At 66.4% G+C, this 15,541-nt stretch carries 15 protein-coding genes; 8 read left to right on the top strand and 7 right to left on the bottom strand.

Annotation, left to right across the window (positions count from 1 at the left end):
* Positions 1-65 precede the first annotated feature (65 nt).
* Positions 66-950, top strand: coding sequence for an NAD(P)-dependent oxidoreductase (locus tag E5Z01_RS01185; protein WP_135227689.1), 885 nt, complete (start codon positions 66-68; stop codon positions 948-950).
* Positions 947-1,804 carry a DegV family protein gene (locus E5Z01_RS01180; protein ID WP_135227688.1) on the top strand — a complete coding sequence of 286 codons (858 nt, stop codon included), beginning with the start codon at positions 947-949 and terminating at the stop codon, positions 1,802-1,804. The genes E5Z01_RS01185 and E5Z01_RS01180 overlap by 4 nt, the downstream gene beginning before the upstream one ends.
* A gap of 27 nt (positions 1,805-1,831) precedes the next feature.
* Here the strand turns inward: E5Z01_RS01180 and E5Z01_RS01175 are convergent, their stop codons facing one another.
* Positions 1,832-3,283: a glycoside hydrolase family 3 protein gene (locus E5Z01_RS01175; RefSeq protein ID WP_338069120.1), complete on the bottom strand. Its 1,452-nt coding sequence runs from the start codon at positions 3,281-3,283 to the stop codon at positions 1,832-1,834.
* Positions 3,284-3,347: 64 nt separating this feature from the next.
* Positions 3,348-3,971, bottom strand: coding sequence for a uracil phosphoribosyltransferase (gene upp, locus E5Z01_RS01170; protein ID WP_135227687.1), 624 nt, complete (start codon positions 3,969-3,971; stop codon positions 3,348-3,350).
* Positions 3,972-4,105: 134 nt separating this feature from the next.
* On the opposite strand from upp, the gene E5Z01_RS01165 reads away from it, so the two are divergent.
* Both E5Z01_RS01165 and E5Z01_RS01160 read left to right on the top strand, forming a co-directional pair.
* Complete coding sequence (locus E5Z01_RS01165) at positions 4,106-4,909, top strand: [LysW]-aminoadipate kinase (protein ID WP_135227686.1); 804 nt, start codon at positions 4,106-4,108, stop codon at positions 4,907-4,909.
* Positions 4,899-5,195 carry a hypothetical protein gene (locus tag E5Z01_RS01160; RefSeq protein ID WP_240738117.1) on the top strand — a complete coding sequence of 99 codons (297 nt, stop codon included), beginning with the start codon at positions 4,899-4,901 and terminating at the stop codon, positions 5,193-5,195. The genes E5Z01_RS01165 and E5Z01_RS01160 overlap by 11 nt, the downstream gene beginning before the upstream one ends.
* Positions 5,196-5,327: 132 nt before the next feature.
* Here E5Z01_RS01160 and E5Z01_RS01155 read toward each other — a convergent pair whose 3' ends face one another.
* The 3 genes from E5Z01_RS01155 to E5Z01_RS01145 form a co-directional block, all read right to left on the bottom strand.
* The gene (locus E5Z01_RS01155; protein ID WP_135227685.1) at positions 5,328-5,699 is read right to left on the bottom strand and encodes a hypothetical protein; all 372 of its coding nucleotides are present in this window, start codon (positions 5,697-5,699) and stop codon (positions 5,328-5,330) included.
* 98 nt (positions 5,700-5,797) lie between these two features.
* Positions 5,798-7,330, bottom strand: coding sequence for a B12-binding domain-containing radical SAM protein (locus E5Z01_RS01150; RefSeq protein WP_119761844.1), 1,533 nt, complete (start codon positions 7,328-7,330; stop codon positions 5,798-5,800).
* 203 nt (positions 7,331-7,533) lie between these two features.
* A complete protein-coding gene (locus tag E5Z01_RS01145) occupies positions 7,534-8,646 on the bottom strand; it encodes a Gfo/Idh/MocA family protein (protein ID WP_135227684.1) in 1,113 nt (370 codons plus the stop codon).
* 79 nt (positions 8,647-8,725) lie between these two features.
* Between E5Z01_RS01145 and E5Z01_RS01140 the strand changes: the two genes are divergently transcribed.
* The 3 genes from E5Z01_RS01140 to E5Z01_RS01130 are packed head-to-tail and all read left to right on the top strand — an operon-like array spanning position 8,726 to position 10,451.
* Complete coding sequence (locus E5Z01_RS01140) at positions 8,726-9,289, top strand: GNAT family N-acetyltransferase (protein ID WP_135227683.1); 564 nt, start codon at positions 8,726-8,728, stop codon at positions 9,287-9,289.
* Between the two features lie 42 nt (positions 9,290-9,331).
* Positions 9,332-9,874 carry a GNAT family N-acetyltransferase gene (locus E5Z01_RS01135; RefSeq protein ID WP_135227682.1) on the top strand — a complete coding sequence of 181 codons (543 nt, stop codon included), beginning with the start codon at positions 9,332-9,334 and terminating at the stop codon, positions 9,872-9,874.
* Positions 9,875-9,887: 13 nt separating this feature from the next.
* Positions 9,888-10,451, top strand: coding sequence for a hypothetical protein (locus tag E5Z01_RS01130; RefSeq protein WP_135227681.1), 564 nt, complete (start codon positions 9,888-9,890; stop codon positions 10,449-10,451).
* Positions 10,452-10,596: 145 nt separating this feature from the next.
* Here E5Z01_RS01130 and E5Z01_RS01125 read toward each other — a convergent pair whose 3' ends face one another.
* A complete protein-coding gene (locus E5Z01_RS01125; protein WP_167757701.1) occupies positions 10,597-11,472 on the bottom strand; it encodes a phosphotransferase family protein in 876 nt (291 codons plus the stop codon).
* A 103-nt stretch (positions 11,473-11,575) separates the two neighbouring features.
* Complete coding sequence (locus tag E5Z01_RS01120) at positions 11,576-12,796, bottom strand: toxic anion resistance protein (protein ID WP_119761833.1); 1,221 nt, start codon at positions 12,794-12,796, stop codon at positions 11,576-11,578.
* A 184-nt stretch (positions 12,797-12,980) separates the two neighbouring features.
* Here E5Z01_RS01120 and glgP point away from each other — a divergent pair, with 184 nt between their 5' ends.
* Positions 12,981-15,497 (top strand): alpha-glucan family phosphorylase, encoded by a 2,517-nt coding sequence (gene glgP, locus E5Z01_RS01115; protein ID WP_135227679.1) that lies wholly within the window; start codon positions 12,981-12,983, stop codon positions 15,495-15,497.
* The last annotated feature ends 44 nt before the right edge of the window (positions 15,498-15,541 follow it).

Here is a 15,541-nt window from a genome sequence, read left to right as displayed (position 1 = left end):
CCCGGAAAACTTAAACCCGGTTCAGTTTGAGACTGTGGCGGGTGGTCATGCCCTAGCCTGACAGCATGACGACCACTGCATTCATCGGATTAGGCGCAATGGGCTTTCCCATGGCCGCTCACCTGGCGCGGCAGGCCCAGCAGCAGGGGGGGGCTGCCCTGGTCTGGAACCGCACGTCCGGCAAAAGCGAGGCCCACGCCGCGCAGTACGGCACAGTGGCCGCCAGCCTGCCCGAAATTGCCCAGGCCGACCTGCTCTTTACCTGCCTGCCCACCAGCGCCGAGGTGGACGAGGTCATGGCGCAGCTGACCCCCCACCTGAAACGCGGCCTGATCTGGGTGGACTGCACCAGCGGTCATCCGGACGCTGCCCGTCGCCAGCAGGCGCAGCTGGCCGAGCGGGGCGTGAGCTTCCTGGATGCCCCGGTCAGCGGCGGCACCGGCGGCGCGGAGGCTGGAACATTGACGGTGATGCTGGGCGGCCCCGCCGGGGAGGTCGAGGCTGTGCGGCCCCACCTGGCATTTGCCGGAAAGGCCGTGCATGTGGGCGATACCGGCGCGGGCTTCGCGGTGAAAGCCATCAACAACGTTCTGCTGGCCGTGAACCTGTGGGCGGCCGGCGAGGGCCTGGCCGCGCTGGCCCGCCATGACGTGAACGTCAGCGCCGCGCTGGAGGTCATCAACGCCAGCAGCGGGCGCAGCAACGCCAGCCAGAACCTGATTCCGCAGCGCGTGGTCACGCGCGAGTTCCCCTGCACCTTCGCGCTGGGCCTGCTCGCCAAGGACTGCGGCATCGCCGTGGATGTCGTGAATGGGGTGGGGGGAAGCACCCCGCTGCTGGCCCAGACGGCAGCCCTTTTCCGCGCCGCCGCCACCGCCATCGGGGCTGGGGAAGACCACACCGCCGCCCTGAAACTGATCGAGCAGATGAATGCACAGGAGATCAAATGACCGCCCCCCAGTTTGCCGTGGTCACCGACGGTGGCCTCGACGCCTACACCGGCCTGAAGAACAACGTCCCGGTCGCACCCTTCTCGGTCATTTTCGGCAGCGAATCGTTCCGCACGCACGACATCGCGCGCACGGAACTGTACCGCCGTCTGGAGGCGGGCGGCCCGCACCCCACCAGCGCCCAGCCCACCCCGCAGGACTGGTTGCAGGCCTACGAGCAGGCTGCTCAGCGCAACGTCCTGGCGGTGACCATCAGCAGCGGGCTCAGCGGCAGCCTCAATTCCGCCGAGCAGAGCCGCCGCCTCTTTCCAGGGAAACTGACCATTCACGACTCGCGCACCCTCAGCGCCGCGCAGGCTTTTCAGGTGCACGCCGCGCAGACCGCCGCCGAACGCGGCGAGAGCCTCGAGACGGCCCTGCAGTGGATCAAGCAGGTGGCCGACGAAACCGAGCTTTACTTCACCATCGACACGCTGGAGTACCTGCGCCGGGGTGGCCGCATCGGGCGGGTGGCGGCCACCCTGGGGGGCCTGCTGAACCTGAAACCGGTCATTCACGTGGACAAGACCACCGGCACCTACGAGAACGTGGGCCGCGCCCGCAGTTACCGCGCCGCCATCGAGGCCGTGGTCGCGCAGATCACCCGGAAGTACGGCGAGGGCACGCCCCTGCGTGTGGGATTCCTCTACGGCAACATTCAGCAGGACGCCGACGTGGCCCGTGAACTGGTGGCGGCCCATCACCCCCTCCTCTGGGACGGCCAGGCCCCGGTGAACCCGGTGCTGAACATTCACACCGGCCCGCGCGCGCTGGGCATCGCGGCCGCGCCCGGCCCCTGGCCCTGGGAGAAGTAAACCTGCCAGGACTCAGAAGGCTGGAGCTCAGAAGGGCCGCTGACCGGCCAGGGTTCGGTGGCCCCTGAGCCAGTCCAGCAGGGCCGTTCTGGCCTCGGGGCGAAAGCCGTAGGTGATGACGGCCGGCGCGTCCACGTCCAGCACGGCGTAAGGGTTGTACAGCGCCAGGTGCAGGTCAGGCGCCACGTCCCTGAAGGCGGGCTGGCGGTGGCGGAAGGTGGTCGCCAGAATGACTGGCCGGCCCCACGCTTTCAGGCCCGGCCAGTCGATGTCCTCCGGTTGCTCGAAGGCCACCAGCTGCACGTCGTACACCTGGCCCAGTTCCCGCGCCAGGGTGTCGGCATCGGCGGCGGCCTCGCTGACCGTTTCGCGCTGCGGGGTGCGGTGGGCCACCAGCACCACTTCTGAACCGGGCGCGGGGGCCACAGGATCGCGGTAAGCGGTCAGGCCGCGTGCCCAGGCATCCACGCAGGCGGCGGTGTCAGCTGCTGTATCCACCACTGCATCCGGAACCGACGGATAACGCTGCGCCAGGTTCTCCAGCCGCTGTACGCTGGCCTGCACGTCCAGCGTGGGCAGCGCAGCCTGGATGGCCTGCAGGGTCGCCTCCTGCGCTTCAAGGCGGCCCAGCGCCATCACCAGGTCGGCGCCGGCCCTCAGCGCCAGGACGCCCGCCTCGCCGCGCCCGTAGTGGTCGTCGATGGCTTTCATGCCCATGCTGTCGGTCACGATCACGCCGCCGTAGCCCCACTCTTCCCGCAGCAGGCCCCCGAGCACGGCGGGCGAGAGGGTCGCCGGATGCGCGGCATCGAACGCCGGGTAAACGATGTGGGCGGTCATCACCGCGGGCGTCAGCGGCAGGTTCTCGCGGAAGGGCCGCAACTCGCCGCGCTCCAGTTCGGCGCGGGTTTTCGCCACCTGCGGCAGGTCGTGGTGGCTGTCCAGCGCGGTGTCGCCGTGACCTGGAAAGTGCTTCACGCACGCGGCCACGCCTTCCCGGTGATGCCCGCGCAGGGCCGCCGCTCCGTGCCGACTGACCAGCGCCGCGTCCGCCCCGAAGGCCCGCTCGCCGATCACCGGGTTGGCCGGGTTCACGTTCACGTCCAGCACCGGAGCGAAATTCCAGTTGATGCCCACCGAGCGCAGTTGCCGCGCCAGCACCGCGTTCATCTCCTCGGTCAGGTTCACGTCGTCGGCCGCGCCCAGGCTCATGGCGCTGGGCACGAAGGGCCAGAAGGTCGGGCGAATGATCGCGCCTCCCTCGTGGTCCAGCGCGATCAGCGCGTGCGAACCCATCACTTCACGCAGATCGACGCAGAGTTGCCGCAACTGCTGCGGCGACTCCACGTTCTTTCCGAACAGGCACACGCTGCGAATGCCCCAGCGTTTCAGATGCGCGGCAGTGTCGGCGTCCAGCACCGGGCCGGGAATGTCCACCATTACGAGCGCCCCGGCGGAAACTTCAGGCAAGTTGGTCACGGCGTCAGGGTAACGCAAAGGCCCCCGGCGAATGGCCGGAAGCGGACTTCTTTTTGCAGTTCGCTTACTTCGTGCCGTAAATCCGGTCGCCGGCGTCCCCCAGTCCCGGCACGATGTAGCCGTGGTCGTTCAGCTGCTCGTCGACGGCAGCCACCACGATGCCCACATCCGGATGATCGCGCTCGATCACGGCGATGCCCTCGGGCGCGGCCAGGATGCTCATGAGTTTAATGCTGGTGGCCCCGGCATCCTTGAGGCTCTGAATGGCGACGCTGGCACTGCCGCCGGTCGCCAGCATGGGGTCGGTCAGGAACACGCGTCGCTCGGCGATGTCGCTGGGCAGTTTGTTGTAGTACGCGACAGGTTGCAGCGTCTCAGGATCACGGTACAGGCCGATGTGCCCGACTTTCGCGGCAGGAACGAGGGTGACCATCGACTCGGCCATGATCAGGCCCGCCCGCAAAATGGCCACCAGCGCCAGTTTGCGCCCGCTCAGCACCGGGAAGTCCCCCTCCTGAATGGGGGTGCGCAGGCGCAGCGGTTCGGTTTCCAGGTCGCGCATGGCCTCGTAAGCCAGCAGCAGGCTCAATTCGCCCGCCAATTCGCGGAATTCCTTGACTCCGGTGCGTTCGTCACGCATGATCGAGAGCTTGTGCTGCACCAGGGGATGAGAAACGACCGTGACCATGGTTCAACCATAGCGGATGGCCGGCGCTTCAGGCTGGAGCTGACGTCCGGACACCGGGAAAACCGGCCCACTCCAGCTTTTTCCGCCTTCCACGCGCTGCGCTCCACGCTCTTTTTTCCGCTAGCATGGCGGTCATGATTGTGGTGAAGGTGGGCGGAAGTGCGGGGATTGACTACGACGCGGTGTGCGCGGATATCGCCGGGCGCCACCAGGCCGGCGAGCGACTGATTCTGGTGCACGGCGGCAGCGGCGAGACGAACCGCGTGGCCGAGGCGCTGGGCCACCCGCCGAAGTTCGTGACCAGTCCCAGCGGCTACACCAGCCGCTTCACCGACCGCGAGACGCTGGAAATTTTCGAGATGGTGTACTGCGGCAAGATGAACAAGGGCATCGTGGAGCGCCTGCAACGCCTGGGCGTGAACGCGGTGGGCCTGAGCGGGCTGGACGGGCGAATTTTTGAAGGCAAACACAAGGACAGCGTGCGGGCGGTGGAGAACGGCAAGGTGAAGGTGCTGCGCGGCGACCACACCGGCACCGTGGAGAAGGTGAACACCGGCCTGATCGAGTTGCTGCTCTCGGCCGGTTACCTGCCGGTGCTGACGCCCCCCGCCAGCAGTTACGAGGGCGTGGCCATCAACGTGGACGGTGACCGCGCCGCCGCCGCGCTGGCCGTGGCGCTCAGGGCCGAGGCGCTGCTGCTGCTCTCCAACGTGCCGGGCCTGCTGCGCCACTACCCCGACGAAAGCAGCCTGATCCGCGAGATTCCCGCCGATGACGTTGAACGTTACCTGGAGTTCGCGCAAGACCGCATGAAGAAAAAAGTGCTGGGGGCCGCCGAAGCGGTTCGGGGCGGAGTGCGCCGCGTGATCTTCGGGGACGCCCGCGCCGGGAAGCCCGTCAGCGAAGCCCTGAACGGTGCGGGTACGGTTGTCTCCTGACGCCCACCTGGGTACCGCTGAACTCCTAGCCTTCCTGCGGGGCCGCGGCGGGCAGGAGTTCAGTGCCGTGGCCTGCCTCACGCACGGCCAGGGAAAAAGGCAGCGCGTCACCGATCAGGGCCTGTACCACTTCACGGCGCGCGGTGAGGTCATCGAAGCCACCGGCCCGAGTGGGCAGCCCCGCACCCTGACGCCCGCTCGCTTTCAGGAAGTGTTCGGCAGCCACCAGTTTCACAGCCTGCGCCCCACCGGACGCCTGACCGATTTGGGGCCGCTGTTCGCCTGACGGGCGCTGTCGCGGCTGTTTTTTCCTGTCATCCAGGGTAGCCGAGTCAGGCCGGCTTCATCCGATTCTTGCACAGCCAGAATAGCGCTGCAGTTTCCTTCTCTGTTGTCGTCGGCTCACCACTCTCCGGGGTCAAGTGGCGAGGAAAACCCGCGCGATCAGCAGGACAGCAGCACAACAGGCAGAGGCCAGCCAGGAAATCAAAACGGCATTCCAGGGCAGGGGTTTTTCCTGCACCTCGGTGGCCCTACTGTAAATCGCACCGTAAGACCGCTCATTGAACTGACCTGTGCCCAGCCCGAAGGTGAGCAGTAGCGCCACCCCCAACAGCGCCCAGGTTCCCCACGTCAGCCCGTCCAGCGCGGCGGCTAAAGTTCGCGTCCCCAGGGCATACCCGGCCCCGGCGGCCAGCACACTGCCCAGCAGCCCCCACCCCAGCCCGAATCCCAGCACCTGCAGCGTCACGCTGGCGCGGGACTGCACCTGCACCTTTCTGTCCGGCATGTTTCCTCCCTTGGTGTTCTGTACGGGATTTCGGGCCAAAAAGTTGCGAACGCCGGGTGGGCGTCCGCCTGATTGCAGGTTGTCGTGATGAAGTGGGTTTAGACCGCCAGGCCCTGGGCGTGGGCGCTGACTTCCCTCGACTCGTACTGGCCGGGCGGCAGGCCAATGCTGGGAACATTCGCCTCGAACTCGTCCGTCCAGCCGACTTCCTCCAGTGCCTTTTTCCACGCCCCGATGCTCTCGTTGCGGTAAATCTGGTACGCCGCCAGGCCGACTTCCGGGCCGCCCCGCGCGATCACCGACTCCACCCAGGCCCACTTCGCTGACACGTTGCGCAGCTCGGCGGTGGTGCGCAGTTCCTTCTGGATGCGTTTCAGGCGCTTCTCGATGGTCTGCACCCCCGCGAAGGGGTCGGCGAAGTGCGGCGTATGGCGCTTGGGCACAAACGGAGAAATCCCCAGCGCGATGCGGTTGATCTTCGCCAACTCTTTGGTAAAGGCGATCAGCTCGGTGATGTCGTCGTCCGTTTCGGGCCCCAGGCCGGTCATCATATAGACCTTGAGGCCGCTGAAGCCCAGGTCGCGGCTGATGTGCGCGGTTTTCAGCAAGTCCTCGGTGGTGATGCCTTTCTTCAGCCAGCGGCGCAGGCGTTCACTCGGCGCGTCGGACGCCACCGTAAAGGTGCGCAGGCCGCCTGCTTTCAGGATCTCGGCCAGTTCCTCGTCCACCGTGTCGGCGCGGATGGAGCTGACGCCCAGCTTGATTCCGCGCTCGGTCAGGGTGCGGCCCACGAACTTGGTGTGCGGAAAGTCCGACAGCGCCGCGCCCACCAGGCCCACTTTCTCCACCCACTCGGGAATCACGTCCAGCAGTTCCTGGGCCTGGTTATTGCGGTTGGGGCCGTACATGGTGCGGGCCAGGCAGAAAGTGCAGGGGCGCGGGCAGCCGCGCTGCGCTTCGACCAGGAACATGTTGCTCAGTTCGCTGTGCGGCGTGACGATCTGGCTGTAGGCCGGCAGCAGTTCCTTGGGAGCGGTGGCCCAGTGCGGCTCGTGGGTATGGCGCGAGGGCAGGAAAATGCCCGGCATTCCGTCCACCAGATCGTAAAATTCCTCGCGGGTGGCCGACTCGCGCAGCGCCTCGCTGACCACCGGCACGATCTGCTCGCCGTCCCCGATGATGATCACGTCCGCAAACGGCGTCAGGGGATAAGGGTTGGAACTGGTGAACGGCCCGCCGATCATCACCAGTGGGTCGGTGTCGTCGCGCTCTTCGCGTAACGGGCGCATGCCGGCCACGTCCAGCAGCCGGATGATGTTGGTCAGGTCAAGCTCGAAACTGACGCTGATGGCAAAGAGTTCGCAGTCGCCTGCCGCCCGCCCGGACTCGACCGTCGGCAGGGCCTGTCCCGCCTTCTCGAAGGCTTCCACGTCATCCGGCAGGAAGGCCCGCTCGCACGCCACCCCGTCCTCCTGGTTAAACATGCGGTAGATGACCTGGTAGCCCAGCGAGGCCATGCCCACGCTGTAGCGGTTGGGAAAGGCCAGCGTCACGCGCACCGGGGCCTGTTTGAAGAGGGTGCCCGTCTCGGCGTCCAGCAGCGGTTTCAGTTGATTGCGCCAGTAACTCAAAGTTCCTCCGGGCAACGCGGTGGCCCGGTGAAATTCCCACTGAAGTTCAAGGGGTGGCCTGGCGCGTCACAGCCACCCAGTGTACTGCAAAACAGGAAGCCAAATGCGGGGTGGGTCACGTCGGCGAGGCTCCCGGGGTGGGGGCCTCCAGCCTTGGGGCGGTGGTCATGACTGGCGGCCCTGGCGGTTTGGACGGCAACAGCTTACTTCCCCTGCCCAGGCAGTCTGGGTTTTTCACCCCGGAAGGCGTCCCGTTTCTTTTGCGGTTTCGGCAATTTGACGACCTGTCCTGAGCGCGCACTCTGGTAGAGGGCGTCCATGATCACATGATCCTGCACGCCCTCCTCGCCGGGCGTCCAGGGGGTCTTGTCCCGACGAATGCACTGCGCAAAATGGTCGAATTCCAGCCCGAACTGGTCGTAGTGGGGGAAACTGGGCGTCGTCTCGCCCCGCTCGTCGGAAACCGTGAGCTTCAGGCCCTCGTAAGGAAAGGCCGGGTCCATCAGCAGTGACCCCTTGTTGCCCATGACGCGCAGGCTGGTGGTCTTGAAGGCGTCGTAACTGGTCAGGGCGTTGGCCATCACGCCATCCGGGAAGCCCAGCATGAAACTGACGGACTCCTCGACCTCCCTGAACCGCGGGTCGTTCTTGGGCTGGTGCTGCTGCGCGAATACCCATTCGGGTTCCTGGCCCAGCACGAAGCGCAGGATGTTCAGGCTGTACAGGCCGATGTCCGGCAGGGGGCCGCCGCCCGCGTACTCCTTTTTCAGGCGCCAGGCGGTCGGGTCTTCCTCGACCTGCACGTGAATGCTGTCGAGCACCTTCACGTCCCCGAGTCTGCCGCCCTGCACGGCGTCCCGCGCGGCCCAGTGGTGCGGGGTGTACTGGCAGCGGTAGGCGGTCATGAGTTTCACGCCGGCTTCGCGGCAGGCGTCCACCATCGCCTGCGCGTCCTCGGCGTTCACGCCCAGCGGTTTCTCGCACAGCACGTGCTTGCCCATCTTCGCGGCGCGTTCCACGTACTCGCGGTGCAGGGAGTTGGGCAGCACGATATACACCGCTTCCACATCCTCCCGCTCGCCCAGCTGCTCGAATTCGTCGTAACTGTAGACGTCCTGGTCGGTCAGGTCGAAGGCGCGGGCAAACGCCTCGCCCTTGTCCTCCTCACTGGTCACCAGCGCCGCCACGTAGGCGTCCTCACTGGTGCGCGCTGCCGGAATGAGTTGCTCGGCGGTCAGTTTCCCGATGCCCACCAGGGCGAACCCCACGCGGCGGGCCTCGGATTTGGGTTGGTCGATCTTCGGTTTCAGCGGCATGCCTCACCGTAAGCCGCGCCGGCTCGCCGGGGGCTCGGACGGTCTTCAACTGTTCTTCACCAGCGGCCATAATGCGCGGGTGTCCGTCACCGTTCGCCCCGCCCAGGTTTTCGACGCCGGTTTCGCCGCGCCCCTGATCCAGCAGACCATCGGGGCCATCGGCCAGGCCCTCACCGGCAGCGCCAGCGACGACGAGGCCGCGCACGTCATTTCCCAGTTTTTTCCGCTGCGCGGCCACCGCCTCAGTTTCACGCAGACGCTGATTGCCGAGCTTGATGGTCGGCCCGCCGGCCTGGCGGTGCTGTACCCCGGCGAGTTCGCGGTGCACCTCGACCAGCCATTCCGCGACTTCCTGAAGTCCCGCGGCCTGCCGGATCAGGTCGTCAGTGAGGGCCTGCCCGGCGAACTGTACCTGGACACCCTGGCCACCCTGCCTGATGTGCGCGGGCAGGGCGTCGGAACAGCCCTGCTGCGGGCCTGTTCCGAGAAAGCCAGGCAGCAGGGCTTGCCGCTGGGCCTGCTGGTCGAGGAAGGCAACCCGGCGCAGCGCCTCTATGTCCGGCACGGGTTTGCCGCCGCCGGGCAGACGCAACTGGCTGGGCACCGCTACCTGCGCCTGCGCCAGCCCTTGCCCGAACTTTAACGGGGCCGCGCACGCCGCCTGCCGTTCTGGCATACTCGCGCCGTGCCCGACCTGAAGACCCTGCCCGTGGTGCTGCGTGACCGTCAACCGGGCGACCTTCCCGAAATGGCCCGCTGGCTCACCGACCCGCAGGCCGCGTGGCGCCATTGGGACTCTCCCTACATGCCCGCCGAGCAGACCACCCAGACCATGCAGGCTTATCTCCGCTTTCTGGAAGCGACCCCCCCCGAAGCAGACGAGCGGGTGATCGACGTGAACGGCATAGTGGTCGGTATGGTCAACCGCGACGAGGAGGAGCCGGGCGGGGGCGGCTGGTGGGACCTGGGCATCCTGATTTTCAACCCGGCGTACTGGGGGGGCGGTGTAGGGGGCCGCGCCCTGAAACTGTGGGTGCAGGACACGCTGGACTGGACCGACGCGCACACCCTGACCTTCACCACCTGGAGCGGCAACGAGCGCATGATCCGCGCCGCCCTGCGCCTGGGCTTCCGCGAGTGCGCCCGCGTGCGCGAAGCCCGACTGGTGGGCGGTCAGCGCTTCGACAGCGTGCGTTTCGACCTGCTGCGCCGCGAGTGGCACCCGTGAACAGGGCGGGGGGGTGAACCGGGGCACGGCCCTCAACCCGCCGGGGTTCCTGGCCACCCAGGATCTGAAAGACCGGGGCTGGACGCCGGCCCTGATTCGCCGCTTTCTGGGCGAGCACGATTCCACCCGCCCCAACGGCCTGAAGATGGGCCGCCGGCGCCTGCCCCCGGTCAAGCTGTACCGCGAAGAACGCGTGCACGAGGCCGAATCCGACGACACCTTTCTGGCCGCGCAGGCCAAAGCCGCCGACGCCCGTGAACGCGCCGAGCAGACCAGGGCTGCCCGCCTGGCCAGACGCCAGGCACAACTACAGGACGCGGTAGACAGCTTCACGCCCATCATCGACCCCGTGCCGCTGCGCAAGGGAGCCACCCGCAAGGCCCGCGAGCCCTACCTGCGCCTGCTGGAGCAGGTGCAAGAACGCCTGGAACGTGAACTTGAGAACGTGACCGAAAAGGAATCCGAGCAGCTCCGCGAAGGCCTGCTGGAGCGCCTGGACGCCGCGCTCTCGCAGGTGTACGCCTGGTTCCCCGCGCCGGGCCGCCACGACAGGGAAAAAGGCAGCGGCAAAAGCTAGGCCAGGCCCAGCGACTGGCGCACCTGGGACTGGGACTGATCCGGCTTTCAATACGCTGGTGGTCGGCGCTTTCTTCGGGAGAATTCTTGGAGCAATGCCGGAGTGTGCAGGGCGCTATGGCAGGCGTTGCACAAGCGCAAGGTCGTCAGCAGGGCGAATCTTCCAGGCGTTCCAGGCACGAACGGGCAAACGCAGCCGCTTCATCGGTGCGTTGTGGGTGGTTGTCTCTGGCCGCGCGACTGGCGCGGTGAAAGGCCAGCAGCAGCCCGAACAGCGCCACTTCCCGGCCCAGTGGCGCACCGGCCAGTTCCGTCGCCTGCGGCCAGCCGTGAAAATACGCCAGGCTGGCCCAGTCCCACGCCACCGGGCCGACGCTGGCGTCCCCGAAATCCAGCAGGGCGACCAGTTCGCCCCGCCGCCACAGCCACTGGTTGAGGTGCAGGTCGGTGTGACACACGCAGGTGGGCAGTTCGGCCAGGCTCAGCAACTCATCTTCGAGGGCCGCCAGCGCCCCTTGCAAGTCCGGCGCGGCCCACACCAGCGGCTGGGCCGCGAGTGGCCCCTCTGCGAAAGGCCAGGGCTGGTGCAGGCGAGAAAGCACCCCCTCGGCCGGCGTCCGGCCCGAACCGCAAAGACTGTCCGCCCGGTCTTCCAGCAGGCCGAATCCGCAGCATTCCAGCGTGTGCAGCGCCTTGATCGCCCTTGAAAGCTGCCGGACTCCCTCGGGGGTGGGCGGCAGGTCGTCCCCGCGGATCAGCGCCTCGATGCTGTAAGCCCGCCCGTCCGGCAGCACGCCCATGTCCTCGGTCAGCGGCGTGGGCACACCCAGGGCATGCAGTTTTCGCCGCACCTGGGCATCCACCCGGAAGCGCGACGCTTTGGCGGGGTCCGGGTCAGACAGGCGCACCACTCGCGCCCCATTGGTGAACACCGTGCAGGTGGCCCCCCGCGCCAGAAAGCGCACCCGACCATCCAGAAGCGTGGCGGCGAACGTCTGGTCGACGGCAGTCGGATTGGTCATGAGAGGCGCATTGTACGTCATTGCCCAGCAGGAAACGCCAGCCGCTCCGGTTTTCCACAGAGTGACTGACGTTCTCTCTTCAAATGCTGCTGAATCCCATCCCTTACAGCTTCAGTTCGCCTTCCTGCGTGACTTTCACATTCTGCGCGAGTTCGCGCGCGGTGCTTTCCCGTTCGCGGTCGAGGTACGTTTCGGCCTGCGCGACTTCGCGGTCGAGCACCTGAATGGTGTCGTTGAAGCGTTCCAGCGCCTGGGCGCGGTAGGTGCTGATGGCGTCCAGTGCGCCGTACACCTCGCGGAAGGCCGCCTGAATAACCTGCGGGTCGACGGTGGCGCTGCCGGCCTGCTGCTGAATCTGCGTGGACTGCTTGTTCAGCAGTTGCGCGGTGCTGGAGATCATCTTGCCGGTGGTTTCGTTCACGGCGTTCACCTGCCCCAGCACCGCCTGCTGGGTGCCCAGCGCCTGGCTGACCATCAGGGCCGTTTTCAGGGCGCTGACGGTGGTGGTGGTGGCGCGGTCGACGCCCTTGATCAGTTCCAGGTTGTTGCGACGCACCAGGTCGAGTGCCAGGTAGCCCTGAATGCTGACCGCCAGTTGCGTCAGGATGTCGGTGACGCGCTGGCGCACCGCGAACAGCAGTTCCTCACTGACCACACGGGCTTTTTCCGGGTCAGTCTGCTGGAGTTGCGCCAGTTCCGCCGTCAGCGCCGCGTCCACCGATTTGCCCACGTGCGCGTACTGCCGCAGCTTCTGCATGGTGTCCCACAGGTGAACTTTCTCGGTTTCGATGGTGGCGTTGTCACGGCGCAGTTCGTCCTGGCCGCGGTACAGGCTCTCCAGAATGCCGTTCAGGTGCGCGTTGGCGCTCTGGTACTTGTCCATGGCGTTTTGCACTTTCTTGGCGCCGGGCAGCATGCCGAAGAAACGGCGCGGCGTGGGCGTGCGGTTGGGGTCGAGGTCTTCCACGGTGCGGCGCAGGTCGGTCAGGCCCTTCAGGATATCGCTGCCCTCGGCCAGGGCGCCGATCTTGGTGGCCCGCAGGGGCCGGTCGAGCATGCGGTTGCTGCTCTGGGCGGCGGCCCGCTGCTCGGGCAGGCCCAGGTCGTGCACGGCGTCGAGTTTGCGCCGGAACTCGGGGCTGTTGGTGCCGGCGCTCAGCACGTCCTGCGCGAAGCTGCGGGCCATCTGTTCCAGGCGCGTCTGTTCCTCGGGGGTCAGCGGCACCATTTCCGGGGCTTCCTGCGCCCGCACGGGCTGAACGGCCTCCGGCGCTTGCAGGGTGGACTCGGGCGGGGTCAGGTGCTGGAGTTTGCCATCAGTCATGCCCCTTATTACGCAATAAAAACATGAAGAGTTGCATCCGGCGAAAGGGGGAGAAGGGCCAAGCGGCCCTCACCTCTTCCATAACCGGAGTTAAGCGACCAATTTTGGCGGATAAGTGGTCCTAAAAGGACTGTGCAAATGAGCTCATCCCCCCATTTCACCGGCTGCGCTAAGCTACCTGACGATGAACATCATTGGTAAAGTCACCGTGCTGCCGCAACTTCCACCGGAGATTGCGCGGCTTTCCGAACTGGCTTACAACCTGTACTGGTCGTGGACGCCCCACGCGCAGAGCCTCTACCAGGAACTCGATTCCGAAATTTGGGAGCGCTTCCAGCATAACCCGGTGCGTACCCTGCTGGAAGTCTCGCAGGAGCGCCTGAACTCGGCTGCCGTCGACCCCACCTACCTGGCGCGTTACCGGCAGGTCATGGCCGACTTCGATGCCTACATGTGCCAGAAGGACACCTGGGTCAGCAAAAATGCCTCTAGCATGCAGCCGGTGGCTTACTTCAGCATGGAGTACGCCTACCACGAATCGCTGCCCATCTACTCCGGCGGCCTGGGCGTGCTGGCGGGCGACCATTGCAAAAGTGCCTCCGACCTGGGCCTGCCCTTCACGGCGGTGGGCCTGCTGTTTCACCAGGGCTACTTCCGGCAACTGTTCGACAAGGACGGCTGGCAGAACGAGGCCTACGATGAACTCGACCTGACCACCCTGCCCATCACCGTGGCCCTCAACAGCGCCGGTGAGGAAGTGCGCCTCAAGGTCTGGATCGGGGATCACGACGTGCAGGTGCGCGTCTGGAAACTCCAGGTGGGCCGCATTCAGGTGCTGCTGCTCGACACCAACCTCCCCGAGAACACCGAGGACGACCGCAAGCTCACCGCCCGCCTGTACGGCGGCAACCAGGAACTGCGGGTGCAGCAGTACGTCCTGCTGGGCGTCGCGGGCATTCGCGCCCTGCGCGCCCTGAACGTTCCCGCCAGCGTGTACCACATGAACGAGGGCCACGCCGCCCTGATGAGCCTGGAACGTATGCGCGAGTACGTGGCGCAGGGCCTGGACTTCAAGACCGCGCTGGAAACGGCGGCCAGCAGTACCCTCTTCACCACGCACACACCGGTGGCTGCCGGCAACGACGCTTTTACCTTCGAGCTGATGGACCGCTACATCGGCCGCTGGCCCGGCGTGCTGAACACCACCCGCGACGACCTGTACGCCCTGGCCCGCCACGACCAGAACTGGGACGGTCAGGTGGTGCCGGCCTTTTCCATGACCGTGTTCGCCCTGCGCATGAGCCGCGCCGCCAACGGCGTGTCCGAACTGCACGGCGAAGTCAGCCGCAAGATGTGGAACTTCCTCTACGAGGGCGCCAACCCCGAGGAAGTCCCCATCGGGCACGTGACCAACGGCGCGCACAACCTGACGTTTACCAGCCAGCCCATGCGCGACCTGCTTTCCACCGTGCTGCCGCAAGGCTGGACACAGCGCCTGGAAGACGAGGAGATGTGGAAGGCCGTCGAGAACCTGACCGAGACGCAGCTCAGCGACGTGCAGCGCGAAATGAAGCGCCAGATGATCGCTTTCGTGCGCGGACGCATGAAAGAACAGCTGCTGCGCAACGGAGCCAGCGCCGCCGACGTCGCCCACACCGACACCCTGCTCGACGAGAACGCCCTGACCATCGGCTTCGCCCGGCGCTTCGCCACCTATAAACGCGCCACGCTGCTGTTCCGCGACAAGGCCCGCCTCAGCAAAATTGTCAACAACCCTGAGCGCCCGGTGCAATTCGTGTTCGCCGGCAAGGCCCACCCCGCCGACAACCCCGGCAAGGCCCTGATTCAGGAGATCTTCCGCGTCAGTCAGGAGCCCGAATTCCGCGGCAAGATCGTCATTCTGGAAAACTACGACATGAACGTCGCGCGCCACCTGGTGCAGGGCGTGGACATCTGGCTCAACAACCCCCGCCGCCCGCTTGAAGCCTCCGGCACCAGTGGCATGAAGGCGTCTTTCAACGGCAGCCCCAACTTCAGCGTGCTGGACGGCTGGTGGCGCGAAGGCTACGACGGCGACAACGGCTGGAGCATCGGCGAGGAACGCGAGTACGCCGACCTGAACGTGCAGGACGACGCCGACGCCTACAGTCTGTACTCCACCCTGGAAACCCAGATCGTTCCGCGCTACTACGGCGGCGCTGCCGGTGAGGCCAGCTGGGCGCACACTGTCCGCGACAGCATCGAGACCGTCAGCCCGCGCTTTTCGATGCAGCGACAGGTGATCGATTACGTGCAGCAGTACTACCTGCCCATCGCGCAGCGGGCCGCCCGCGTCAGCCAGGATCACTCCAGGGAAGCCCGGCAGATCGCCGAGTGGAAAACCTGGGTGCGCCAGCAGTGGCCCTACACGCAGATCAGCGCGCAGGCCAATATGCCCACCACCGCCCACCCCGGCCAGACCGTGACCGTGACCGCCAACGTCAACCCCGCCGGCATCAACCCCGAAGAACTGAACGTCGAGGCCGTCCTGATGCGCGGCGAGCACCAGACCCGCGTGCCCCTCCGGCACCAGCAGGGCAACGTCTACAGCGGCGAAGTGCCGCTGGCCGACAGTGGCCTGTACTCGCTGGGCGTGCGCATGATTCCGGAGATTGACGGCCTCAGTCACCCGCTGGAGACCGGACTGATCAAGTGGGCGTGAGCGGGATGCAGTTGGTCTGCCACTCACTTGCCGCTGCGTCTCGT

The organism is Deinococcus fonticola (genome assembly GCF_004634215.1).
Lineage (GTDB): Bacteria > Deinococcota > Deinococci > Deinococcales > Deinococcaceae > Deinococcus > Deinococcus fonticola.
This window is presented reverse-complemented; position numbering and strand designations above follow the sequence as displayed.